Raw genomic sequence first — 25,297 nt, 5'->3', positions numbered from 1 at the left:
TCTCGTCCACTTGGACGAGGCGCCCGCCGGGGGCCGCAGCTAGTTTGCGTGCAGGGCGTTGTGCAGCGACGGCCATGATGGGTACAGCGGCGTCAGGCTGGCCCTTGTTCAGTTGAGGAGTTCAGTTGAGGAGGCACCTATGAGTTGTGCAGATTCTCCCGTCGACGCACTGTCGGCCTTGTTGTATGAACAAAAAGCCGCGTTCAATGCCCAGGGAGCCGTTACAGCCGTGCAGCGCCGTGCGCGCATTCAGCGGGTGATCGACTTGCTGGTGGCGCACCATCAGGCGCTTGCCGAGGCGATGGATGCCGACTTCGGTGGCCGTCCCCAGGGCTTTTCCTTGATGAATGACGTACTGGGTTCGCTGGGCTCGCTCAAGCACGCCCGCGACCACCTCGACAGCTGGATGCAGGACGAACCGCGGCAAGTGTTCAGCCCCTACGATCAGCTGGGTGCCAAGGCCTGGGTGATGTATCAGCCCAAGGGCACGGTGGGCATTCTAGGCACCTGGAACGCGCCGTTGTATACCTTGCTCAGCCCTCTGGCCTGCGCCCTGGCAGCGGGCAACCGGGCGATCCTCAAACCCTCGGAGGTGGTGCCGCGCACCGCAGCGCTGGTGGCAAAGCTGTTTGGCGAACTGTTCGATCCGCTTGAAGTGGCGGTGGTCACTGGCGGTGCCGACCTGGCCCAGGCGTTTACTGCGCAACCGTTCGATCATCTGGTGTTTACCGGCGGTACCGCTGTTGCACGCTCGGTCATGCGTAACGCCGCCGAGCATCTGGTGCCGCTGACCCTGGAGCTGGGCGGCAAATCGCCGGTGATTGTGGCGCGCTCGGCCGATCTGGGCACGGCCGCTTTCCGAATTGCCCTGTCAAAAACCACCAACAGCGGCCAGGTTTGCATCAACCCGGACCTGGTCTACGTGCCACGCGAGCAGCTCGACGCCTTTACTGAGGCGTTTGCCGCTGCCTACCGCCAGTTTGTTCCCGAGATCAGTGATAACCCGGACGTGATCGCGGTGGTCAACCCGCAGCACCTGGCGCGTGTCGAGCGCCTGGTGCAACAGGCCGCTGAAGCCGGGGCGCGGGTGCTGAGCTTGCCGTACGCAGAAGACGTCGATCAGATCAATCGTCGGCGCCCGCTGCAGGTGGTGATCGACCCGGCGCCTGACAGCCTGATCATGCACGAAGAAATCTTTGGCCCGGCGATGGTGCTGTTGCCTTACGACGATGTCGACCAGGTCATCGCGCAGATCAACGGCCGCCCACGGCCCTTGGCCCTTTACTACTTTGGCAACGACGCCAACGAGCAGCGCCATGTGCTGGAACACACCTTGTCCGGCGGCGTCACCCTCAACGATGTGATGATGCATGCCGCCTTGCATGATGCCCCATTTGGCGGGATCGGCGGGTCGGGGATGGGGCACTATCACGGGCGCGAAGGCTTTATCGAGTTCAGTCACCTGCGCACGGTGCTCAAGGCGCCGGAGCATGATCCACGCGCTGAATGGGGGCTGCTGCCGCCTTACAGTGAGCACTTCCTGGCCGCGATGAAGGCGCAGATCACCCCGGACTGACCGGGGTGACGGCAAACCGTCGGCGGGTCAATAGAACAATCACAAGAACAAACGGAATTCAGCTCATGGAAAAACACGTTTTGCCACAGAGCGACACCCTCGCTGCAGCGCAGGCCGACGCCGCTGACGGCTGGCCACGGCGCCAGGTGCTCAAGGCCGGTGCGGTGGCGCTGGGGGTCGGCTTGCTGGGGCGTTTTGCCGATGCACAGGCCGCTGGCGGTTTGTCGGCCAGCGACTATCAGGGTCTGGATGCCTGGGCCATGGCCAAAGGCTTGCAGGCCGGTCACTTCAGTGCCGAAGAGCTGCTGGCTGCAGCGCTGGCCCGCTGCGATCTGGTCAACCCGAAGATCAATGCAGTCAACCTGCGCCACGACGACTATGCCCGCGCGCTGCTGGCGGCGCGGAAAAAGGCCGGGACTCAGGCCTTGGGTTCATTGGCAGGCGTCCCGATTCTGCTCAAAGACCTCAACACCTACCTGCAAGGCACGATCACCAGCAACGGCAGCAGATTGTTCAAGGATGCGCCGCCGTCGAGCGTGACCAGCACCTTGATTCGCCGCTATGAGGCCGCCGGGGCAGTGCCTTTTGGCAAAGCGGCAAGCCCGGAATTTGGCCTGACCACCACCACCGAGTCGTTGGCCTGGGGGCAAACCCGTAACCCCTGGAACCTGGCGCTGAGTGCGGGTGGCTCTTCCGGTGGCTCGGCCGCCGCGGTGGCCGCTGGCATCGTACCGGTGGCCCACGCCACCGATGGCGGTGGTTCTATCCGCATTCCGGCGTCCTATTGCGGGTTGGTCGGGCTCAAGCCAACGCGCTACCGCACGCCGAGCGGGCCGCTGCGTTTTGAAGGCTCGTTTGGCGCCAGTGTCGCCAACGTGGTGTCCCACAGCGTGCGCGATACCGCCTTGTTTCTCGATGCCGGCCAGGGTCATGAATTGGGTAGCCCGTACTGGTCGCCGCCGTTGCTGCGCCCTTACGTCGAGGAACTGGGCCGTGAACCGGGGCGTCTGCGTGTGGGCCTGGTGCGCGAATCGCTGACCGGGGCGCCCTTGGACCCGGCGATTGCCAAGGTCCTCGACGACACGGTCAAGCAGTTGCTCGGCCTCGGTCATGAGGTGGATGAGTTACGCTTGCCAATTCAGGCCCAGCAGCTGTTCGGCGCTCACGGCGTGGCGATCGGCAACGCCTTGCTGGTGAGCGTCAATGACCGCGAAAAGGCGTTGGGCCGTGCCTTGGGACCCGAAGACCTGGAAATCATCACCTATGGCGTGCTGGAACGCGCGGCGAAAGCCAGCGGTGAGGGTGTGGTGCGTGCCCGGCACGCCTTTGAAGACATCAGCATGGCCATGGAGCAGCAGTTCGAGCGTTTCGATGTGATCCTCTCGCCAGTCACCGCCAGCCTGACCCCGGCGTTGGGCGAGCTGTCGCTCAACCAACCGTACGAAAGCTATGCACGCAAGGCCATGGGCAGTGCTGCGTTCACTGTACTGGCCAACGTCAGCGGTCAGCCAGCCATCTCCTTGCCGTTGGGCATGAGTGACAGCGGCCTGCCGGTGGGCATGATGTTCACCGCGCGCCTGGGCGGCGAAGACGTGCTGCTGCGCCTGGCTTCGCAACTTGAACAAGACCGTCCGTGGGCGGCCAGGCGAGCGCTGATTCAGGCCTGAAAAGGCGCCAGGGACGGCGCTGCACCGCAGTTCTCTAGTCCGCTTTGACGATGATTATTCGTCTGCTGCGTTCGATCATCAATCAAGGCTGGCGCAACCGCGCAACCAGATTGGGAGAACGAACGGATGGACAGCATGCGAGTAAAAACGCCGGAAGAAGTCGAACTGCTGGAGCACGCCCGGCGCCTGGTGCCGGTTCTGAAAAGCCGCACCGCGCGGGCTGATCGCGAGTTCCGGGTACCTGACGAAACGATCTTCGAGTTACAGCAGACCGGCTTGTTGCGTGCCCTGCAACCCCGCGCTTTCGGCGGCTATGAAGTAGACCCGCGGACCTTTTTCGAAATCCAGATGATCCTCGCTGAAGGTTGCATGTCCACGGCATGGATCTATGGCGTGATGGGGGTGCACCCTTGGCAATTGGCGCGCTACCCGATCGAAGCCCAGCGTGATGTCTGGGGGCAGGATCATTCGACCCTGATCTCGTCCACCTACATGCCGGTGGCCAAGGTCACCGTGGTCGAAGGCGGCTATCGCATCAGCGGCCGCTGGGGCTTTTCCAGCGGCAGCGAACACTGTCAGTGGTGTTTCCTGGGTGGTGTACTGCCTGCCGACGAAGGGCGCGCGGCTGAACATGGCACCTTCCTGATCCCACGCACGGACTACCGTATCGAGCACAACTGGGATGTGCTCGGTCTGCGTGGCACCGGCAGCCACGACATTGTTGTCGAAGACGCCTTTGTCCCGGCGCACCGCGTGCAGCGCACCAACAACTGCACGATCGAGGCCACTCCGGGGCGCCTGGTCAACACCAACCCGATTTATGCCATTCCCTTTGCCCAGGTGTTCACCCGCGCGGTGTCGTCATCGGCCATTGGTGCCTTGCAGGGGGCGATCAACGAGTTTCGTGCCAATGCCGCCGCGCACATCGGCAAGCACGGAATGAAAACCGCCGATGACCCGGTGGCGCAAACCACCGTGGCCGAAGCGACGATCATCGTCGACAGCCTGCGGTTGGTGCTCGAGCGCAATTACGCGCACCTGATGAGCCTGGCGCAGAAGGGCGAGTACCCCGACGTCGAAACCCGGCTGCTGTACCGCTACCAGTCTTCCTACGTCACCAACATCTGTGCCGAAAAGGTCAACGAACTGCTGCGCTGCATGGCCGCTTCCGGGCTCTACAACACTAACCCGGTGGCGCGTCTGTTCCGCGATCTGCACCAGGCGCGCGGGCATATCGCCAACAACTACATGGCCTTCAGTCGCAGCCTCGGCGCCGTGCAGCTGGGCCTGCCCAACCCTGATCCGTACGTATAAACCGTGCCCGGGCCGCGGTTCAGGTCCGGCGTTGCGCACCCCTGGCCGGCACGCCGGGGCCTTTTCGATCACAGCCAAGGCACAACAATAATGACAGCTAACGCTCAGCCTACTTCCCACTACGACGTGATCGTCGTCGGCTCTGGTGCCGGTGCGATGACCTCGGCGCTGTTTGCTGCCGAGCGCGGTCTTTCGGTACTGGTTGTCGAGAAAAGCGACAAGTTCGGCGGTACCTCGGCGATTTCCGGCGGGGGAATCTGGATCCCCAATAACCACTACTTTGCTGCCAAAGGCGGGCGCGACAGCACTGAGCTGGCCATGCAGTACCTCAAGGCCGCCACGGCCGAGCATGGTGATGAAAAGCGCCTGAGCGCCTACGTCAAATACGCACCGCAAATGATCCGCGCCCTGGCGCAGAACAGCCATGTGCGCTACGCCGTGGCTGAGAAATACCCGGACTACTACCCGCAGCTGCCAGGCGCTCTGGCGGGCGGGCGCACCCTTGACCCGGAACTGTTCGACACCAGCCTGCTGGGTGATGAACTGGCCAACTTGCGCACCCCGTCACCCTCGACCCTGTTGATGGGGCGTATCGCCTGGACGGCCAGGCATGCGCACAAGGCCATGTCGCGCTCGTTTGGCTGGCGTTTACTGATTCTCGGCCTGATGCTGCGCTACAAACTCGATTTCAAATGGCGGCGCAAAAGCCGCCGCGACCGCCGCGCCGCCTTGGGCAGTGCCTTGGTCGCCTCGCTGCGCCGCTCGTTGATGGACCGCAACATCCCGCTGTGGTTGAACACCGACTTCCAGACACTGCTGACCGACAACGGCCGGGTTACCGGCGTGCAGGTGTGCCGTGACGGCCAGACCCTGCAACTGCACGCGCGCCAGGGGGTGATCTTCGGCTCTGGCGGGTTTGAGCAGAATCAGGCGCTGCGCGAGCGTTATCTGCCGCAACCAACCCAGCGCGACTGGAGCGCTACACCACCGGGTAACAACACCGGCGCGGCGCTGCAAGCCGGCACCGCCTTGGGCGCGGCCACCGCGCTGATGGACTGGGCCTGGTGGGCACCGACCATTGCGGTGCCCGGCGAGGAGAAGCCCCGCGGCGTCTTTGCCGAACGCGCGTTCCCCGGCGCCATCGTGGTCAACAGCCTGGGCCAGCGCTTTGTCAACGAAGCGGCGCCGTACCTGGAGTTTGTCGACGCCATGTACCGCGACAATCAAGCGACCGGTGGTAAATCGATCCCGTGCTGGGTGATTTTCGACGCTCACTTTCGCTTCAACTACGCCATGGGCCCATTGATGCCGGCGCAGGTCATGCCCGACAGCCGGTTGCGCAAGGAGTGGCTCAATACCCTCTATTACAAAGCTGAAAGCCTGTCGGCGCTGGCTGGGCAGATCGGCGTCGACAGTGCTGGCCTGGCACACACCGTCGCGCGTATGAACGCTTACGCCAGCACCGGTATCGATGTCGACTTCGGTCGCGGTGGCAACGTGTTTGACCGTTACTACGGCGACAGCAACGTAAAGCCCAATCCGTGCCTGGCGCCACTGAGCAAAGGGCCGTACTACGCGATGCGCCTGGACGCCGGCGATATCGGCACCAAAGGTGGGCTGCTGACCAATGAACACGCCCAGGTGATGAGCCAGGACGGCGAGGTGATTCCCGGCCTGTATGCGATTGGCAACTGCTCGGCCTCGGTGATGGGCACCAGCTATCCCGGTGCCGGCGGCACCCTCGGGCCGGCCATGACCTTTGGTTACATCGCGGCCCACCACATTGCTGCCCAGCGTTGAGGAACTGCCATGACCGCCACTGTCAACTCAAGCTGTACTGCGATCCAGCCAGCGTTGCACGTTACCGATGCCGACGCCCTGCACTGGGATGACCACTGTGACGTGCTGGTGATCGGTTGGGGCGCCGCCGGTGCCTGTGCCGCCCTTGAGGCCCGTGCTCAGGGCGCCGATGTGCTGGTGGCCGACCGCTTCACCGGCGGCGGTGCCAGTGCCAAGAGCGGAGGGGTGGTCTACGCCGGTGGTGGCACCCGTCAGCAGCGGGCTGCGGGCTTTAGCGACACGCCTGAGGCGATGTTTGCCTACCTCAAGCACGAAACCCAGGGCGTGGTGACCGATGCCACCTTGCAGCGCTTTTGCCAGGACAGCGCCGCCAACCTGGCCTGGCTGGAGCGCCATGGCGTGCCCTATGCCCACAGCATGCCGCCGGGGGGCAAAACCTCGTATCCTCCCGACGGGGCGTTTCTCTACTACTCCGGCAACGAGCTGGTGCCGTCACACCGCAGCCCGTTACCTCCGGCGCCGCGCGGCCATCGTACGGTTGGCAAGGGCCAATGCGGCGCAGTGTTGTACGCACACTTGAAGGCGGCCTGCCTGCGTACCGGGGTGCGTGCGCAATTGCAATCGGCCGCCCGGCGCCTGGTGATCGACTCTGCCGGCACCGTCATCGGCGCTGAACTGTGGTGCCTGCCAAGCGGCAGTCCCCAGGCCAAGCTGCATCGCAAATGGGCGGCGCGTGCCGAGCGTTTGCAGAACTTCGCGCCGCGCTATTGCGACACCTTGCGCCAACGCCTGCGCCAGCTGGAACTCGACGCTGCCCGGCCACGGCTGGTGCGCGCGCGCCGTGGGGTGGTGTTGAGCACGGGTGGCTTTATCTTCAACCGCGAACTGCTCAGCGAGCATGCCGCGAAGTTTCGCCGCAACTTCAAGGTCGGGGCGACAGGCTGCGATGGCAGTGGCCTACGCCTTGGCCTCAGCGCAGGCGGCGTTGGTGACCGCCTGCAGCGGGTTTCGGCGTGGCGCTTTATCAACCCGCCGTTGTGCTGGCCGAAAGGCATTGTGGTTAACACCCTCGGCCAACGCTTCGTCAACGAAGAGGTCTACGGTGCCACCCTCGGCCAGCCGCTGTGCGAAGAGCAGGGCGGCAAGGCCTGGCTGGTGCTGGACGCACGCCTGCGTAAAGAGGCGATCAAGCAAGCGCTGTTCGGCGGTTACTGGTGGTTTCAGAGCTTGCCCGCGCTGCTGCTGATGCTGCGCGGTGTGCGCAAAGGCCAGAGCATCGAACAGCTGGCCCAGGTTACCGGCATGCGCGGCGATGTGCTGCGCAGCGCCCTGCAGGCCTACAACGCAGGCGCCCGCGGGGATGCCGAGGATGCCTTCGGCAAGTCGCCAGACAGCCGTCAGCCACTGGAGCAGGGGCCGTATTACGCCTGTGACATTTCTGTTGGCAATCGCACGTTCCCGATGGGGGCATTGACCCTCGGCGGCCTCAAGGTCAATGAACACAGCGGCGCAGTGCTCGGTCCACACGGCTTGCCGATCCCCGGCCTGTACGCCGCCGGGCGCACGGCCATCGGCATCCCCAGCCATCTATACGTCAGCGGTTTGTCGCTGGCCGATTGTGTGTTTTCCGGGCGGCGTGCCGGGCGGTCGCTGACCGCTGCTACAGCAAGCGCCAAAGTTGAACCCAGCGAGCAATTGATATGAGCCTGGATTACCTGACCGTACGCGTGACGCGTGTGATTGAAGAGACTGCTGACAGCCGCTCCCTGGAGTTCGAGCTGCCCGACGCACTGGTTGAGCGTTTTGCTTATCGGCCCGGGCAATTCTTGACCCTGCGTGTGCCCTACGAAGGCGGCTGGTTGCCACGCTGCTACTCGCTGTCGAGCACGCCACTGCTCGATGAGCCACTGCGGGTCACGATCAAACGGGTGCGCGACGGGCGCGCCTCGAACTGGCTGTGTGACGCCGTGCAAGCCGGTGACAGCGTGCAGGTGCGGGTCCCGGCGGGGGTGTTTGTGCCGCGCCAGCTGGACACCGACTTGTTGCTGTTCGCCGGTGGCAGTGGCATTACCCCGGTGTTGTCGATCCTGCGCTCGGCGCTGTTGGCGGGCAGCGGGCGGATGTTGCTGATTTACGCCAACCGCGATGAAGCATCGGTGATCTTCCGCGACCAGCTCAAGGCCCTGGCCAGTGCACACCCCCAGCGCCTGCAAGTGATTCACTGGCTCGACTCGGTCCAGGGCATCCCGGCGGTGAGCCAGTTGGCCGAGTTGGCGCGCCCATTTGCTACTGCCGAGGCGTTTATCTGCGGCCCCGGGCCGTTCATGGAGGCCGCTGTCAGCGCCCTGCAGTCGTTGGATATGCCGAGTGCGCAGGTCCACGTCGAGCGCTTTGTTTCACTGCCGGAAGAGGGCGAGATCAGCGCGCCGATCGCGGTCGACACCTGTCATCCGAGTAGCCAGCTTTCCGTACGCCTGGACGGTGAAGAGTTCGAGGTGCCCTGCGCTGAAGGTGAAACCCTGCTCGATGCCATGCGCCGGGCAGGCCTGAAGCCGCCGAGTTCGTGCCTGGTAGGGTCGTGCGCCACCTGCATGTGCACCGTCGAACAGGGCGAGGTGCAGATGCTGCGCAACGATGCCCTTGACCCGCAGGAGATCGAGCAGGGCTGGACCCTGGCGTGTCAGTCACTGGCGCGCAGTGAGCACCTGCGCCTGCTGTTCCCCGAATAACCTGCTTACCGAGTGTGTGATTATGACTGCATGTTCAGTATTACCGGGCACCGTACACGCCTGGAACCCGTTGCCGTTGTCGATCCCGGCCTTGTTGTTCGCCAGCGCCGAGCGCTTTAGCGGTCGAGCGGCGATCGAAGAAAACTCGATCGCCACCGACTATCGGGATCTACCCGCATTGGCGCTGGGTGTCTGCCGTAGCCTGATGGCGCTGGGGATCGAAGCGGGCGACCGTGTAGCGATCTGGGCGCCGAACTGCCGTGACTGGGTGATTGCCGCCCTGGGCGTGCATTGCGCGGGGGCGGTGCTGGTACCGATCAACACCCGCATGAAAGGCGCCGAGGCTGCGGATATCCTGGCGCGCAGCCAGGCACGCGTGTTGATGATGCAAGGCGAGTTTCTTGGCCAGGACTACCAGGCAATGCTGGCGCCTTTGCGCCCAGCCAGTCTTCAACACCTGGTGCTGTTCGCTGCGGGGCAACCGCAGTTGGCTATGGACCTGGGCTGGAGCGACTTTCTTGCCAAGGGCGAGCCTGTCACTGAGCGACAGGCCCGTCAGCGAGCGCTGGCGGTCGGTCCATGCGACTTGTCCGATTTGCTGTTCACCTCGGGCACCACCGGCAAGCCCAAGGGCGTGATGAGTGCCCACGGGCAAACCTTGCGGGCCTACAGCGAGTACGTACGGGTCATAGGCCTGCAGCCGGGTGACCGCTACCTGATCATCAACCCGTTTTTCCACGCCTTTGGCTACAAAGCCGGTTGGCTCACGTGCCTGCTGGCGGGAGCGACCATCCTGCCTCACGCGGTATTTGATGCAGAAGCGGTGTTCCAGCGCATTGCCGCCGAGCGCATCAGCGTACTGCCAGGGCCACCGACCCTGTACTTGTCGATGCTCGCCCACCCGCGTCTGGCCGAGACCGACCTGTCGAGCCTGCGCATTGCGGTGACCGGTTCATCGACCATCCCGCCGGTGCTGATTGAACGCATGCGCAACGAGCTTGGGGTCGACGTTGTGACCACGGCATACGGGCTGACCGAGTGTGGCGGGCTGGCGACCATCTGCAATCCGGATGACCCTGCCGAGATCGTCGCCGCCACCAGCGGCCGAGCGATTGAAGGCACAGAAGTGTGCATCCGTTCGGCCGACAACCAGCCGGTGGCGGCGGGTGAGTCAGGGGAAATCTGTCTGCGTGGCTTTCATGTGATGCGCGGCTACTTCAATGATCCCGACGCGACCGCGCAGGCCATCGATGGCGACGGCTGGTTGCACACCGGTGACATCGGCAACCTGGACGCGCAGGGCAACTTGCAGATTACCGACCGACTCAAAGACATGTTTATTGTCGGTGGATTCAACTGCTACCCGGCAGAGATCGAGGCCTGCCTGATCGAACACCCGGCCATTGCCCAGGTGGCAGTGGTTGGGATTGCCGATGAGCGCATGGGTGAAGTGGGCCGTGCCTGCGTGGTTGTGCGGGCGGGGCAGGTGTTGGATGAGCCGTCGTTGATCGCCTGGGCCAGAGAGCGCATGGCTAACTATAAAGTGCCGCGGCAAGTGCGGTTTTTCACTGCGCTGCCGGTGAATGCGTCAAATAAAGTCGTTAAGAGCGAGCTACGGTAGGAGCGGGCTTGCCCCGCGATGCGATGTGACTGACAGATCGCTATCGCGGGGCAAGCCCGCTCCCACCGTCACTGTCCGGTAAACCGCGCAGGCCTTTTTTCGATGAAGGCCTGCATGCCTTCCTGCTGATCACGGGAGGCAAACAACAATGCATTGGCTTTGCGTTCTAGCGCTAACCCCGCTTCCAGCGGTGCATCCATACCGGCCAATATCACTTCTTTGATTTGTTCGGCCGCTAACGGCGGCATCGCCGCGATCAGCTCGGCCAGTTTCAGGGCATGCACGAGCACCTGATCATCCTCCACCAGTTCACTGACCAGCCCGGACATCCAGGCCTCTTCAGCGCTGATCGGCTGCCCGGTCAGGGCCATGCGCATTGCTTTGGCCTTGCCCACCGCCCGCACCAGGCGCTGTGTGCCGCCAATCCCGGGCATGATCCCGATTCTGATTTCAGGCTGGCAGAAGCGTGCCCCGCGCCCGGCAATGATGATGTCGGCGAGCATGGCCAGTTCACAACCACCGCCATAGGCGTAACCGCACACCGCCGCGATCACCGGTTTCGGGCAGTGCTGGATCGGCGCCCAGACCCGCTCGGTATGGCGCTGATAGATATCGATCGGCCCCACGCCGGCCAGGCTGTTGATGTCGCCACCAGCGGCGAACACCGTGTCGCCGCCGGTCAGCAGGATGCAGCGCACCTCGGGGTTGCTCCCCAGTTCGCTGAAGTAGTGCGACAGCAGGGCTTGCAGTTCCAGGCTCAAGGCGTTGGTGGCATGCGGGCGGTTCAGCCGGAGCAGGGCGACCCCCGGGGCTGGAAATTCCAGCAATACCGGCGCGGCAGGTGAGTTAGACATGATCAACCTCAGGCAGTAAGCGCCGCCAAACGGGCGCCATTGCGCGGATTGTTGCCAGCGTGGCATCGCGTTTCATCGTCCGTTCAGACGACGAGGCCGGGTGCTTTTGTACCTACAGTGACCCTCAACACAAGCATGAGGAATGTGCCATGAGTGGTCACGTGGGGCTGGATTACAGCGGCAAGGTGGTAGTGGTCACCGGTGGAACCAAGGGCATTGGCGCCGGTATTGCCCGCAGCTTTCTGGCCGCCGGGGCCAGGGTCATCGTCTGTGGGCGCAATCAGCCCGAGCAGTTGCCGAGCGTGGCGCAGGCGCGTGCCGACTTCATTGCCGCCGACGTACGCGACCAGGCGTCCTTGCAGGCGCTGTTTGACAGTATCCAGCGCGACTACGGCCGTCTCGATGTGCTGATCAACAACGCTGGCGGTAGCCCGTCGGCCGATGCGGCCAGCGCTTCGCCACGTTTTCATGAAGGGATTATCCGCCTCAACCTGATTGCACCGCTGAACGTCGCCCAGCACGCCAACCGGCTGATGCAGGCCCAGGCCGACGGCGGTTGCATCGTCTTTATCGGCAGCATCAGCGGGCAGCGTGCCTCGCCGGGAACGGCGGCGTATGGCGCGGCCAAGGCTGGGGTGTTGGCGCTGGTGCAGTCGCTGGCGGCGGAGTGGGCACCCAGGGTGCGGGTCGTGGCGGTCAGCCCGGGCCTGGTGCGCACTGAGCTTGCCCATGTGCATTACGGCGACGAGCACGGCATTGCGGCGGTCAGCGCCGGTATCCCGGCCGGGCGCATGGCCGTGCCTGAGGACATCGGCAACGCCTGCCTTTATATCGCTTCACCGCTGGCCAGCTATGCCAGCGGTTGCAACCTGTTGCTGCATGGCGGCGGTGAACGCCCGGCTTATCTGGAGGCGGCGCAGGTTGCGCCGCACTGATCGACCCACCCCGGCGTTGCAGTAGCGGGCGCCGCTTTGAACACGCAGGAGACGAACTTGGCTGATCCAGAATTGCTATCCAAAGTGCGCGCCCTGGTTGGGCGCCAATACGGTCGCGTGAACGCCTGGGACGACGTCAACGCGCCGATGATTCGCCAGTGGTGCGAAGTCATCGGCCTTGAAAACCCGCTGTACACCGACCCCGTGGCGGCTGCCAACAGCTGCAACGACGGCATCATCGCGCCGCCGCCCATGCTGCAGATATGGTGCATGGAAGGCTTCCACATCAACAACTATGCGCCCGGTTCGACCACCGAGAACCCCTATGAGGTACTCGGCATCATCGAAAGCTATGGCTACCCCTCGGTGGTCGCGGTGAACTCGGAACTGACCTTCGAACGCAACCTGCGCCTGGGTGAAAAGCTCTACTACACCACGCGCCTTGAGTCGGTTGGCGAGGAAAAGACCACCGGCCTTGGCACCGGCTTTTTTGTCACCTTGGTGATGAGCTATTTCTCGCAGTTGGCCAGCGGCGATGAAAAAGTCGGCGAGCTGCTGTTTCGGGTGTTCAAGTTTCGTCCGGCCATGCAGCACACAGCCGAAGCGCCAGCAGCGGCTGCACCCGAGCCGGTAGTGGCCAAGCGTCCGACACCGGGTATCAGCGACGACACGCGGTTTTTCTGGGATGGCTGCAAGGAAGGCAAGCTGCTGATCCAGCGCTGCACCCAATGCAGCACCTTGCGCCATCCACCGGCGCCGGTGTGCAGCACCTGCCATTGCTTCGACTGGGACACCCTCCAGGCCAGCGGCAAGGGGCAACTGTATTCGTTCGTGGTGATGCACTACCCGCAGGTGGCACCGTTCGATCATCCCAACCCGATCGGCTTGATCGAACTGGACGAAGGCGTGCGCCTGGTGGCCGGGTTGGTTGGCGTCAAGCGTGAAGACATCAGCATCGGCCAGCGGGTGGAGGTCGAGTTCCAGACCTTCGACGACGACCTGGCGTTGCCGCTGTTCCGGCCATTGGCAGAGTAGGGGGCACCATGGATTTTGAACTGAGCGACGACCAGCGTGCCATTGCCGAAATGGCCGGCAGTCTGATGAGCGACTATTGCACCGACGAGCGCCTGCGTGACTGGGACCTGTGCGGGCAAGCCTATATGCAAGGGCTGTGGACCGGCTGCGTGGAAACCGGCCTGCATGCCCTGGCGATCCCGGAGGCTGCCGGTGGCAGCGGCCTGGGCATGACCGAACTGATGCAGATCCTCGACGCCCAGGGCGGCGCCCTGGCGCAAGTACCGTTGTGGCGTCACCAACTGGCGGCAGCGACCCTCGCCGAGTTCGGTGCCGCGTGCCTGGCCCCCTGGGTTGAGCAGGCAGTGGCGGCCACGGGGTTGCTGACCTTGAGCCTGGACGGCCTGAATTCGGTGCGCGGCATTGAGCTTGAGGCCTGCGCTGCTGGCGATGGTTGGCGACTCGACGGCCGGGTCGGCGCGCTGGCACTGGCCGAACAGTCCGCGGCGGCGCTGGTATTGGCGCGGGTCAATGGCCAGCCGCGCCTGGTGCTGGTTGACCTCAGCCAGGCAGGTATCAGCAGCGTGCCGGGGGTGATGACCCACGGTGAGGCCATTGCTGACCTGACGTTCACCGGCGTCACCCTCAGCGACCAGCACGTGCTGCCAAGCGCCGCACTGGACTGGCTGGCACCGCGCGCGATTGCCGCCCTGGCCGCCTTGCAACTGGGCGTCAGTGCCGAGCAGGTGCACCGCACCGTGGCCTATGTCAGTGAGCGTCAACAGTTCGGCCGCTGCATCGGCAGCTTCCAGGCCGTGCAAATGAGCATGGCCGACACCCATGTGCACCTGGAAGTGCTGCGCAGTGCCCTGTGGCAATTGTGCTACCGCCTCGACGCCGGTCTGCCGGCGCCTTCCGAGGCGCTGGCCACGGCGTACCTGGCCTGCGAAGCCGGGCACCGCATCAGTCACACCGCGCAGCATGTACACGGCGGCATTGGCGTCGACCTGACGTACCCGATCCATCGCTTTCTCTATTGGAGCCGCGCGTTGAGCGGCGCGTTGGGCGGCTCGTCGATGCTCCTTGAGCGTCTCGGCGATTGGTTGAGCGATAACACTACCCTGGGATGGAAATATGACCTCGATGAACACCAAGCGCTTTGAAGACGTGCGCCCCGGCGAGCAACTGCCCGAGCTGACCATCCCGATCACGGTCGGCCTGATTGCCGGTGGCGCGATTGCGACCCGCGATTACTTTCCCGGCCACCATGACCTGGAAGCCGCGCGCGAACTGGGCTCGCCGCATATTTTCATGAACATCCTGACCACCAACGGCCTGGTGCAGCGCTTTATCGAGCAATGGAGCGGCCCGCAGGTGCAGTTCCGTTCGCTGAAGATCAAGCTCGGGGCGCCGAATTACCCCGGCGACAGCATGACCTTCAGCGGCGAAGTCAGCCATCAGGATGCCGCCACGCGCAGCCTGGAAGTGACCCTCAAGGGCAAAAACTCCATGGGCAACCACGTGACCGGCACGGTCGCGCTGGTTCTGCCCTGATTTGCGGGAGACAACACAGATGAGCAACTCGTCGATTTCCGGACGCGCCGCCATTGTCGGGCTGGGCGCGACCGAGTTTTCCAAAAATTCCGGGCGCACCGAACTGCGCCTGGCCATGGAAGCGACACTGGCGGCCCTCAAGGACGCTGGTATTGATCCGGCAGAAGTCGAAGGCTTCAGTTCGTATTCGGTCGATAAAGTACCGGAGTACGAAATTGCCCGCCTGCTGGGCTGCAAAGACGTCAAGTTCTTCTCCCAGGTCCCCCACGGTGGTGGCGCCGCCTGCGGGCCGGTGATGCACGCGGCGATGGCGGTGGCCACCGGGGTGGCCAAGGTCGTGGTGGTGTACCGGGCGATGAATGAGCGCTCCTGGTACCGCTTTGGCACCGGCAGCTACGGCTTCGCTTCGACGCCGACCTTCGAGAACGTCAACTATGGCTGGTATATGCCGCACGGCTTCCATACCCCGGCCGCCTGGGTCGGGATGTTTGCCCAGCGCTATATGCACACCTACGGCGCCACCTCCGAGGACTTCGGGCGGGTGGCCGTGGCGGTACGTGATTTTGCCGCGAGCAACCCCCAGGCGTTTTTCTACGGCAAGCCGATCACCCTTGAAGAGCACCAGGCGTCACGCTGGATCTGCGAGCCGCTGCACTTGCTCGACTGCTGTCAGGAGTCCGATGGCGCAGTGGCGATGGTGATCACCTCGGCCGAGCGCGCCAGAGACCTCAAGCAAAAGCCGGTGATCATCAAGGCCGGCGCCCAGGGCATCAGCGCCGGGCAGCAGGTCATGACCTCTTACTACCGCGACGACATCACCGGGCTGCCGGAAATGGGCGTGGTGGCCAGGGAGCTGTACGGCCAGTCGGGCCTGGGCCCGGACGCCTTGCAAACGGCGGTGATCTACGACCACTTCACGCCATTTGTATTGCCGCAACTGGAAGAGTTCGGCTTTGCCCGCCGTGGTGAGGCCAAGGAGTTCATCCGCGCCGGCCACCATGCCCGTGGCGGCAAACTGCCCATCAACACCCATGGCGGGCAACTGGGCGAAGCCTACATCCACGGCATGAACGGCATTGCCGAAGCGGTGCGCCAGGTGCGTGGCACGGCGGTCAACCAGGTGGACGATGTCGAAAACGTGTTGGTGACCGCCGGTACCGGCGTGCCTACCAGCGGCCTGATTCTCGGCGCAGTATAAGGAGCGTCCCATGTTCGTCGATCTCACCCCCGAACAACAGGCGCTGAGGCTCAAGGTCCGGGACTATTTCCAGAACCTCATGACCCCCGAGCTGCGCCGGCAGATGCGCGGCACCGAAGGCGGCGAGCTGTTTCGCCGCACCATCGCCCAGATCGGCCGTGACGGCTGGCTGGCGGTTGGCTGGCCCAAGGCCTACGGCGGCCAGGGGTATGCGGCCACCGAGCAATTGATCTTCTTCGAAGAAGCCAACATTGCTGGCGCACCCTTACCGTTCGTGACCATCAGTACCGTCGGCCCGGCCTTGATGGCCCACGGCTCGGCGCTGCAGAAAGAAAAGTTCCTGCCCGGTATCGCCGCCGGTGAAATCAACTTCGCCATCGGTTACTCCGAAGCCAGCGCCGGCAGCGACCTCGCCGTGCTGAAAACCAGCGCCCGCGAAGACGCAGACGGTTTTCTGGTCAACGGCAGCAAGCTGTGGACATCAGGCGCCGACTCGGCCGACTACATCTGGCTGGCGGCGCGTACCGACCCTGAGCAAGCGCGGCACAAGGGGATCTCGATCCTGATTCTCGATACCCAGGCGCCGGGCTTCTCCAGCACCTTGATTCCGACGTCGGGAAACCCCACAGCCGCCACGTATTACGATAACGTACGGGTGCCGCGGGATATGCTGGTGGGCGAACTGCACGGCGGCTGGAAACTCATCACCGCACAGCTCAATCACGAACGTCTGGGCCTGGGCGCCTGGTCAGACAAGGTCGTCAGCCTGTTCAGCCGGGTCTACCTGTGGGCACGCTGTGCCGATGAGCACGGCCAGCGCGCTACCGACCATGCCTGGGTGCGGCGCGACCTGGCCGAGTGTTATGCCCGCTTGGAAGCCATGCGCCTGATCAACTTTCGTATCGCTGCCGACCTTGAACGTGACCGTGTCGACGTCGCCCTGGCCTCGACGACCAAGGTGTACGGCTCGGAATCGGCGATCGAGATTCTGCGCAAGCTGTCGGCCATTGTCGGTGCCAGCGGCCTGACGCGGGCGGGGTCTGCGGCGGCTTATCTGCTCGGCGAGCTGGAATACGAGGTGCGCGCATCGGTGAACCTGACCTTTGGCGGCGGCACCAATGAAATCCAGCGCGAGTTGATCGCCCAGTTTGGTCTGGGGATGCCGCGTACGCAGCGCTGAGTCAGGTTGTAACGTTGAAGCGAATAACAATAACGTCCCTTTAAGGTGAACGAATGAGCGCAATCGAGCAATTCAGGCAAGCGACACGCCAATGGCTGGAGGCCAATTGCCCGCCATCGCTACGCACCGCCACGCCTGACGGCGAAATCGTCTGGGGTGGCCGTCAGGTCGAGTTTCCCAGCGAAGACGCGCGTCTATGGTTCGAACGCATGCGTGACAAAGGCTGGTTCTGCCCGCAATGGCCCAGTGAATATGGCGGTGGCGGGCTGAGCGCCGAGCACAACGCGGTGCTGGAAAGCGAACTGCGGCGGCTCAAGTGCCGACCGCCGCAAATCAACCTGGGCATCTGGATGCTCGGCCCGGTGCTGCTGGAATTTGCCAGCGAAGCGCAGAAGCAAGCGCTGCTGCCACCGATGTGCCGCGGTGAGGTGCGCTGGTGCCAGGGTTTCTCCGAGCCCAACGCCGGCTCCGACCTTGCCAGCCTGAAGACCTCGGCGGTGGCCGATGGCGATGACTTCGTGGTCAATGGCACCAAGATCTGGACCTCCTACGGCGATAAGTCCGACTGGATGTACGCCCTGGTGCGTACCGATCCCAAGGCGCCCAAGCATCAGGGCATCAGCCTGATCGTACTGGACATGAAAAGCCCGGGGGTCAGCGTTGCGCCGATTGACCTGATCAGCGGCAAGTCGGCCTTTTGCCAGGTGTTCTTCGATAACGTCCGCGTACCGCAAAGCCAGTTGATCGGGCCGCTCAACGGTGGCTGGAACCTGGGCAAGAGCCTGCTGCAACACGAACGCAAGGCGATGTCGAAGTTCGGCGAATTCAGCCTGCCGACACACTTTCACCTGCTGCCGTTGATCGAGCGCTACCTGCCCGACAGCCAGGCGCCGGCCGACCAGGCCCTGCGTGCGCGTGCCCAGGCTTGTGCGATGAATGAACAGGCCTACAACCTCACCGTACAACGCATGGGCGAGGAGGCCAGGGCCGGCCAGGATATCAGTGCAATCATGGCGATCATGAAATTGGTGCACACCGAGCAGGAGCGCGACAAGTTCGAGATCCTCCTCGATGCCCTGGGCTACCGCGCACTGGGCCTGGAAGGCGAGCCGTTCAGCAGCGAGGAACTGGCGATCACCCGCGGCTGGCTCAACAGCTATGCCCTGACCATTTCCGGCGGCTCGTCGGAGGTGCAGTTGAATGTCATCGCCAAGCGGGTCTTGAACCTGCCAAGCGCTTAAGGGGAGTGTGAGCATGAGTCTGGTGTATAGCGAAGAGCAACGCCTGTTGGCCGACAGTGCCCGCGAGTTCCTTGCCGCGCGCAGCCCGGTTGCTGCCCAGCGGCGCCTGCGCGATGCAGGCACGGCGCCAAGGTATGACCGGCAACTGTGGCAAGACGCGGTGGGCCTGGGCTGGAGTGGCATTCCATTTCCCGAAGCGCTGGGCGGCCTTGAATTCGGCTGCATGGGCCTGGGGCCGATTTTCGAGGCCATGGGCCGCAACCTTTGCGCCTCACCCTTGTTGTCCAGCGTGGTGCTGGGTGGTTCGTTGATCCATCTGGCAGGCAGCGCTGCGCAGCAGGACCAGTGGCTGACGGCGGTGATCAGTGGCGAGCAGCGCCTGGCCCTGGCGCTGGACGAGAAATCACGCCACGGCCCTGCGCACACAGCACTGTCGGCGAGCGCAACCCCCGCGGGTTATCAGCTGGAAGGCGAGAAATTCTTCGTCATCGATGGCCTGGGCGCCGATGCCTACCTGGTGGCGGCACGTACCAGTGGCCAGGCCGGTGAAGAGCAGGGCATCAGCCTGTTCCTGGTGCCGGCCAACACCCCGGGGCTGGAGGTCAGTGCACTGTCGTTGATCGACGCACGAAACTGCGCGCGGCTGCGCTTGAGCGCCGTGCAGGTGGGCTGCGAAGCCCTGCTCGGTAGCCTCGGCACAGCCTGGCCGACGCTGGACCAGACGCTGGACCGGGGGCGTGCATGCCTGGCTGCCGAGCTGCTCGGCGCTGCCGATCAGCTGTTTGCCATGACCCTCGATTACCTCAAGACCCGTGTCCAGTTCGATGCGCCGATCGGTTCGTTCCAGGCCTTGCAGCATCGTGCCGCACGCTTGCATGTGGAGCTGCAGTTGGCCCGCAGCGCGGTGATGGCGGCGCTGTCAGCCCTCGACGACAGCACACTGAGCGCAGCCGAGCGTGGGCGCCTGGTGAGCCTGGGCAAATGGAAGGCCGGTGAAGTCGCCGCCCAGGTCAGCAACGAGGCGGTGCAGATGCACGGTGGCATCGGCGTCACCGATGAGCTGGATGTCGGCCTTTACCTCAAGCGGATTCGCGTGGCCCAGGCATGCCTGGGCGACAGTGACTTCCAGTGCGCACGCTACGCCGCGTTCGCGTCTTTGGAGAAGTGAACTATGAAGCTGGAACAGTGGCGTCACGCCTGGCAGCAATTGATCGGCCCGGGTTCGCCGTTCGAGGTGGTGTCTTCGGCCAACGACGGCCTGCGCTATTTTCGCCATGCGCCAGCAAACCTGCTGGCGGCCATCGATGCCGGCCGTGCACACGGTGAGCGCGAATTTTTGCTGTGGGAGCAGCAACGGCTGACATTTGCCGGTTTTTTCGATCAGGTCGACCGCCTGGCGGCGCAGCTGGCGCAGCGCTTTGGCGTCAAGCAGGGTGACCGGGTGGCGATCGCCATGCGTAACCAGCCGGCCTGGCTGGTGGCCTTTGTTGCCGTGCAACGTTGTGGTGCGGTGTGCGTGCCGCTGAACAGCTGGGGCCTGCGCGACGAGTTGTTCCACGGCCTGCAGGACAGCGGGGCGCAGGTGCTGGTCTGCGATGAACAGCGCTTGCAGCTGTTGGCGGACGATTTGCTCACGCAGCGCCTGCTCAGCATTGTTGTCGGCATCCCGGCCGGGCATGCGCTGGCGGCCAACTGTCAGCGTTTCGAGGAACTGATCGAGGCGCCAGCGCTCGCCTTGCCGGCCATCGACATCCATCCCGATGACCCTGCGCTGATCCTCTATACCTCCGGAACCACCAGCCGCGCCAAGGGCGTGCTGTCTAGCCATCGCGCCATTTGTCAGGCACTGACGGCACTGGAGTTCCAGTCGGCGTTCTGCGCCGTGAGTTCGCCCGAGCGGATTCAGGCGGTGATCGCCAGCGGCTTGCCCCCGACCAACCTGATGGCGGTGCCACTGTTCCATGTCAGTGGCCTGCATGCGCAGTTTTTGCTGGCGCTGCGTAGCGGCCGACGCTTGCTACTGATGTACAAGTGGGACGTGGACAAGGCCTTCGACCTGATTCGCGATGAGCAGTGCACCCAGTTCAACGGTGCTCCGGTGATGATGCAGCAACTGCTGGGCTCAGCACGCTTTGACAGCACTGACAGCGACAGCCTGTACGGTCTTGGCCTGGGCGGGGCGGTGGCCTCCAGCCGCCTGCTCGCGCAAATCAGCAAGCGCAAGCCGCATGCCATAGGCGGCAGTGGCTATGGCCTCACCGAGAGCAACGGTATCGGCGCGGCGGTGGGTGGCGATCAGTTCGTCTACAAGCCCGATTCGGTGGGCTGGCCGCTGCCGATCGTTGATGTGTGTATCGGTAGCGACCCGCGCTCGCCGTTGCCGACGGGGCGCAGTGGGCTGATCTGGCTGCGTTCGCCGACGCTGATGAACGCCTACTGGCAGTTGCCGGACGCCAGTGCCGAGACCTTGCAGGACGGTTGGCTGGACACCGGTGATATCGGCCATCTGGACGACGAGGGCTTCCTGTACATCACCGACCGCGCCAAAGACCTGATCAACCGGGCCGGCGAGAAGATTTCCGCCAGTGAAGTGGAGTCGTGCATCTGCGAAATGCCCGGCGTGACCGAGGCGGCGGCCTTTGCCCTTGCCGATGAGGAACTGGGTGAGCGCCTGGTCCTGGTACTGCGTAGCGAGCTGCATCCGGCGCCGAGCCAGGAGCAGGTGTGCGCGTTCATCGGTCAACGCCTGGCGGCCTACAAGGTACCGGCCGAGGTGCACATACGCCCTGAGCCGCTGCCGCGTAATGCTTCGGGCAAAGTGATCAAGGCGCAACTGAAACAATTGTTGGTCAGCGTCTGACTGATTAGTCTTTCCGGACGATGTTCTCCCCAGCAGATCAGGAACAATGGAGCTACCCCAGTAGTCCTGGTCTGCGAAGGAGTCAACCGATGAAAATAACAACAAAAGGCGTGATGTTCGTAGCGGCAGTGGCCGTCAATGTCGGCCTGCAAGGCAACGCACTTGCGCAAGTGTCGCCTGAAGAGGCAGCCAAACTCGGCAAAGAACTGACCTGTGTCGGTGCCGAACAAGCCGGTAACGCCGAAGGCACCATCCCGCCTTACACCGGCAAATACCTGGGCGAAGTTCCAGGCTGGAAGCACGTGAAATTCTCCGGCGATCAACCGGTCGACCCGTACGCCGACGAGAAGCCGATCCTGGTGATCACCGCGCAGAACATGGAACAGTACCAAAGCCATTTGACCGAGGGTCAGAAGGCACTGTTCAAGCGCTATCCCACCACCTACAAAATGAACATCTACCCAGGCCACCGCGATTTCCGTTACCCGGACTACGTGTGCGAGCGGGCAATGAAAAACGCCTTGAGCGCCAAACTGGTCGATGACGGCATGGGCGTTGAAGGGATTGGCCAGGTACCGTTCCCGATTCCGAAAAACGGCATGGAACTGCTGTGGAACCATCAACTGCCGGCACGTGCCTACACCGAAGAAAAGATCAGCGACCTGGCCTCGGTACTGCCTAACGGCAGCATCGGCTGGGGCCGTGCCCATGCGCGTAACTTGTCGCAGGCCAACTCGCCAACCGTCGAGCCGAAAACCGAAGGTGCGGTGCAGGCCATGAGCTGGAACACCACGTTGAAACCTGCGCGTGACAACGGTGTAGTGAGTATTTCGCAAGAGCCCTACAACTTCCTCGCCAACCCCCGTCAAGCCTGGAGCTACAGCCCGTCTACCCGGCGTGTGCGGCAGTTGCCTGGCTACGGCTACGACCAACCGATGATCGGCACCAACGGCACCATGACGGTTGACGAAGACCGCCTGTACAACGGTTCGCCAGAGCGCTTTACCTGGACGCTGGTAGGCAAACGTGAAGTGTACATCCCGGCCAACGCCTTCAAGCCTAACAGCGGAAACATCAAATACGCCGACATGCTCACCCCCAACCACCCCAACCCCGAGTACATGCGCTATGAACTGCGCCGTGTCTGGGTGCTCGAGGCCAAGTTGAAAGAGGGCTACCGCCATGTCTACGGCAAGCGTGTGCTGTTTATCGACGAAGACACCTGGAACTCGGTGCTTTCCGACAACTATGACAGCCGTGGCGCGTTGTGGAAGCACGCGATGATCAACTACTACTACCACCCGGACATGAGTGCCTGGCAGGCCGGTTCACAGTTCTTCATGGACCTGAACTCGGGGCAGTACACCGGTTACGCGATGACCAACGAAGCGAAGAAAGGGCCGATTCTCAACGAGGCCAAATTCACCCCGGACATGTACACCGCCGATGCGGCGAGGGCGATGGGACGTTGAGTTAGTGGGCTGTTGAGCCAACAAAACCCCGGGTGAAAGCCTGGGGTTTTTTGTTTCGCGCGGGATGGAGTGGTTGTGCTGGTGGGAGCGGGCTTGCCCCGCGATGCGATTTGTCTGTTACATCGCATCGCGGGGCAAGCCCGCTCCTACATCAAGCCTCTCGGCCTGCACGATTACCGGCGGCTATGGCGCCTTCGATGTAGCCCAGGCTCTGGCAATCACCAATGCTGACAACCTTGAGCCCAGCACCGCTCAGGGCATCAGCCAGGCTGGTGTCAGGCATTGCACCGCTGGCCAGCACCACCGAATCACCCAGCACCTCGGCGGCTTCACCTTCGGCATTGTGATAACGCACACGGTTGCCTTCGATGGCGGTGACGTTGACGTCGGTCAGCAGTTGCCCTCCATGCACACGAATACCGTGTAGCACCCGCCAACGCCGTACAATCGCCAGTTCCCGGCCCAAGTGACCGGTGCTTTCCAGCACGCACACCTGACGCCCACGGGCAATCAGGAACTCCGCCAGTTCCAGCCCCACCAGCCCACCACCGATGATGATCACACGCTTGCCCAAGGGCATCCACACGCGTGAAAGCTTTTGCATGGCTTCGGTACTGTCGGTAACGCCGATCAGGTTTCCGGCCTTCATCAGGGTGCGCTGGGTCAGCGATAACTTGCGCCGGGCAATCGCTTCGGCGCGGTCACCGGTCAGCAGCCGTCGCAGTTCATCTCCACTCCACACATGGTTCTGCCCAGCACCGGGAATGTCCGGGGCTGCGCGCTGTGCGCCGGTCGCGACTATGACTTGATCGACCCCCAGGTCACGCAGCAGGGCAGCCTCTACGTTGCTGTTCAGGCGTACCTCGATGGGCAACTGCCTGACCTGGTACAGCAGGTTGTCGAGCAGGCGGCCGTTCTCGGGGTAGGCCAGGGCGGCAAAGAACAGCGTGCCGCCCAGGCGTTCGCTACGTTCGAACAGGGTCACGCGATGGCCACGCAAGGCCGCCACGCGCGCCGCCTCCAGACCCGCCGGGCCACCGCCGATCACCGCCACATGCTGTGCGGTGGCCGCCGGGGTGATGAGGTACTGGCTTTCATGACCGGTCTGCGGGTTGACTGCGCATTTGACCCGTTCATTGATAAAGATCTGGCTGACGCACACGTAGCAATAGATGCACGGTCGAATCGCCGCAGGCTGACCGGCGATCAATTTGTTCGGCAACTGCGGATCGGCCAGGAGCTTGCGCGCCATGGCAATGAAGTCGCACTGTTCGGCGGCAATCGCCAGGTCACCGGCGTCGGGCTCAAGCCGTCCCACCGCGATCACTGGGATGCTCACGGATTGTTTGATCGCCGCTGTCCATTCGAGAAACGCTGCAGGCTTTTGCACCAGCGGTGCTTCGGTAAAGGCCACGCCACTGCTGGTCATGGCATAGGCCGAGACGCTGACCGCATCGGCACCCGCACGCTCAGCCAGGCGTGCAACCGCCTTGGCATCGTCGAGGGTGATACCGCCGGGGGTGTGCATCTCTTCGGCATCCAGCCGCAGCCATACGCCAAAGCCCGGACCAACCCGCTCGCGCACCGCCGCCAGCACGTCAAGCAGCAGGCGTGCACGGTTTTCCAGGCATCCGCCGTAAGCGTCGTCGCGTTGGTTGTAATAGGGCGAGAGGAACCCGGCGATGATGTAGTTGTGCGCGGCATGGATTTCCACGCCATCAAAACCGGCGCGCTGTGCCCGTTCGGCAGCGGCAGCGAACCATTCGACCATCTGCGCGATGTCGTCGTGGTCCATCACCCGCAGGCTGATGCCGCCCTTGCGGCCGCGTACGGCACTGACAAAGGAGGCGAGCTCTTCAGGGGTCAAGGCTTGCATCATGTCGGAACTGCTGGCCGGTGGTATCGACGGCACCCACAATGGCCGGCCTGCGGCCATGTCGCGTATGGCGTTCTTACCGGCGTGCTGCAGCTGCATGGCGATCTTCGCGCCATGCTTGTGCACGCGCTCGGCCAGGCGGCTCAGGCCGGGTATGAATTCATCGGAAGAAACGCCAACCTGGTACGGCTCGGCAGTTCCGGCGGGAAAGGCCACGGCGCAAACGCCCATGATCAGCAAGCCGGCGCCACCTTCGGCGCGTGCTTCGTAGTAGGCCTGGATGCGTTCGCCACAGTGCCCGTCGGCTTCGGCGAAGTTGGAGCCCATGGGCGCCATGATGATGCGGTTGCGTAGTTGAAGGGGGCCGATGCGGCCAGGCGCAAGCAGATGGGACAATTTTGTCATT

19 protein-coding genes are annotated in these 25,297 nt (G+C 63.5%); 17 read left to right on the top strand and 2 right to left on the bottom strand.

What is annotated here, in order from left to right:
* Positions 1–139: 139 nt before the first annotated feature.
* From ACVWSC_RS14500 to ACVWSC_RS14470, 7 genes are all read left to right on the top strand, one after another.
* Entirely contained in the window at positions 140–1,576 is a 1,437-nt protein-coding gene (locus tag ACVWSC_RS14500) for an aldehyde dehydrogenase family protein (RefSeq protein ID WP_476461660.1), read from the top strand.
* A 65-nt stretch (positions 1,577–1,641) separates the two neighbouring features.
* Positions 1,642–3,243: an amidase gene (locus ACVWSC_RS14495; RefSeq protein WP_476461659.1), complete on the top strand. Its 1,602-nt coding sequence runs from the start codon at positions 1,642–1,644 to the stop codon at positions 3,241–3,243.
* A 126-nt stretch (positions 3,244–3,369) separates the two neighbouring features.
* Positions 3,370–4,557, top strand: a complete 1,188-nt coding sequence (locus ACVWSC_RS14490) for an acyl-CoA dehydrogenase family protein (RefSeq protein WP_476461658.1) — start codon at positions 3,370–3,372, stop codon at positions 4,555–4,557.
* 90 nt (positions 4,558–4,647) lie between these two features.
* On the top strand, positions 4,648–6,357 hold the full coding sequence (locus tag ACVWSC_RS14485; RefSeq protein ID WP_476461657.1) for an FAD-dependent oxidoreductase: 1,710 nt from the start codon (positions 4,648–4,650) through the stop codon (positions 6,355–6,357).
* Between the two features lie 9 nt (positions 6,358–6,366).
* Complete coding sequence (locus ACVWSC_RS14480; protein WP_476461656.1) at positions 6,367–8,061, top strand: FAD-binding protein; 1,695 nt, start codon at positions 6,367–6,369, stop codon at positions 8,059–8,061.
* A complete protein-coding gene (locus tag ACVWSC_RS14475) occupies positions 8,058–9,086 on the top strand; it encodes a 2Fe-2S iron-sulfur cluster-binding protein (RefSeq protein WP_476461655.1) in 1,029 nt (342 codons plus the stop codon). The genes ACVWSC_RS14480 and ACVWSC_RS14475 overlap by 4 nt, the downstream gene beginning before the upstream one ends.
* A 22-nt stretch (positions 9,087–9,108) precedes the next feature.
* Entirely contained in the window at positions 9,109–10,707 is a 1,599-nt protein-coding gene (locus tag ACVWSC_RS14470) for a FadD3 family acyl-CoA ligase (protein ID WP_476461654.1), read from the top strand.
* A gap of 68 nt (positions 10,708–10,775) precedes the next feature.
* On the opposite strand, the gene ACVWSC_RS14465 is transcribed toward ACVWSC_RS14470, so the two are convergent.
* The gene (locus ACVWSC_RS14465) at positions 10,776–11,561 is read right to left on the bottom strand and encodes an enoyl-CoA hydratase (RefSeq protein ID WP_476461653.1); all 786 of its coding nucleotides are present in this window, start codon (positions 11,559–11,561) and stop codon (positions 10,776–10,778) included.
* Between the two features lie 149 nt (positions 11,562–11,710).
* Between ACVWSC_RS14465 and ACVWSC_RS14460 the strand changes: the two genes are divergently transcribed.
* The 10 genes from ACVWSC_RS14460 (at position 11,711) to ACVWSC_RS14415 (ending at position 23,015) form a co-directional block, all read left to right on the top strand.
* Positions 11,711–12,496 carry an SDR family oxidoreductase gene (locus ACVWSC_RS14460; RefSeq protein ID WP_476461652.1) on the top strand — a complete coding sequence of 262 codons (786 nt, stop codon included), beginning with the start codon at positions 11,711–11,713 and terminating at the stop codon, positions 12,494–12,496.
* Positions 12,497–12,553: 57 nt separating this feature from the next.
* The gene (locus ACVWSC_RS14455; protein WP_476461651.1) at positions 12,554–13,531 is read left to right on the top strand and encodes a bifunctional MaoC family dehydratase N-terminal/OB-fold nucleic acid binding domain-containing protein; all 978 of its coding nucleotides are present in this window, start codon (positions 12,554–12,556) and stop codon (positions 13,529–13,531) included.
* 8 nt (positions 13,532–13,539) lie between these two features.
* On the top strand, positions 13,540–14,673 hold the full coding sequence (locus ACVWSC_RS14450; protein WP_476461650.1) for an acyl-CoA dehydrogenase family protein: 1,134 nt from the start codon (positions 13,540–13,542) through the stop codon (positions 14,671–14,673).
* Positions 14,645–15,064 carry a MaoC family dehydratase gene (locus ACVWSC_RS14445; RefSeq protein ID WP_476461649.1) on the top strand — a complete coding sequence of 140 codons (420 nt, stop codon included), beginning with the start codon at positions 14,645–14,647 and terminating at the stop codon, positions 15,062–15,064. Before ACVWSC_RS14450 ends, ACVWSC_RS14445 begins: the two co-directional genes overlap by 29 nt.
* Positions 15,065–15,083: 19 nt before the next feature.
* The gene (locus ACVWSC_RS14440; protein ID WP_476461648.1) at positions 15,084–16,262 is read left to right on the top strand and encodes a lipid-transfer protein; all 1,179 of its coding nucleotides are present in this window, start codon (positions 15,084–15,086) and stop codon (positions 16,260–16,262) included.
* A 10-nt stretch (positions 16,263–16,272) separates the two neighbouring features.
* Positions 16,273–17,442: an acyl-CoA dehydrogenase family protein gene (locus ACVWSC_RS14435; protein WP_476461647.1), complete on the top strand. Its 1,170-nt coding sequence runs from the start codon at positions 16,273–16,275 to the stop codon at positions 17,440–17,442.
* Between the two features lie 53 nt (positions 17,443–17,495).
* A complete protein-coding gene (locus ACVWSC_RS14430) occupies positions 17,496–18,683 on the top strand; it encodes an acyl-CoA dehydrogenase family protein (protein WP_476461646.1) in 1,188 nt (395 codons plus the stop codon).
* Positions 18,684–18,696: 13 nt separating this feature from the next.
* Positions 18,697–19,851: an acyl-CoA dehydrogenase family protein gene (locus ACVWSC_RS14425; protein ID WP_476461645.1), complete on the top strand. Its 1,155-nt coding sequence runs from the start codon at positions 18,697–18,699 to the stop codon at positions 19,849–19,851.
* A 3-nt stretch (positions 19,852–19,854) separates the two neighbouring features.
* On the top strand, positions 19,855–21,543 hold the full coding sequence (locus ACVWSC_RS14420; protein ID WP_476461644.1) for a class I adenylate-forming enzyme family protein: 1,689 nt from the start codon (positions 19,855–19,857) through the stop codon (positions 21,541–21,543).
* 89 nt (positions 21,544–21,632) lie between these two features.
* Positions 21,633–23,015 (top strand): DUF1329 domain-containing protein, encoded by a 1,383-nt coding sequence (locus ACVWSC_RS14415; protein WP_476461643.1) that lies wholly within the window; start codon positions 21,633–21,635, stop codon positions 23,013–23,015.
* A 151-nt stretch (positions 23,016–23,166) separates the two neighbouring features.
* On the opposite strand, the gene ACVWSC_RS14410 is transcribed toward ACVWSC_RS14415, so the two are convergent.
* Positions 23,167–25,296: an oxidoreductase gene (locus ACVWSC_RS14410; protein ID WP_476461642.1), complete on the bottom strand. Its 2,130-nt coding sequence runs from the start codon at positions 25,294–25,296 to the stop codon at positions 23,167–23,169.
* Position 25,297: the final 1 nt, after the last annotated feature.

It is taken from the genome of Pseudomonas sp. NUPR-002, assembly GCF_056322725.1.
The sequence above is the reverse complement of the archived record's forward strand: the minus strand, read 5'-3'. Positions and strand labels throughout refer to the sequence as shown.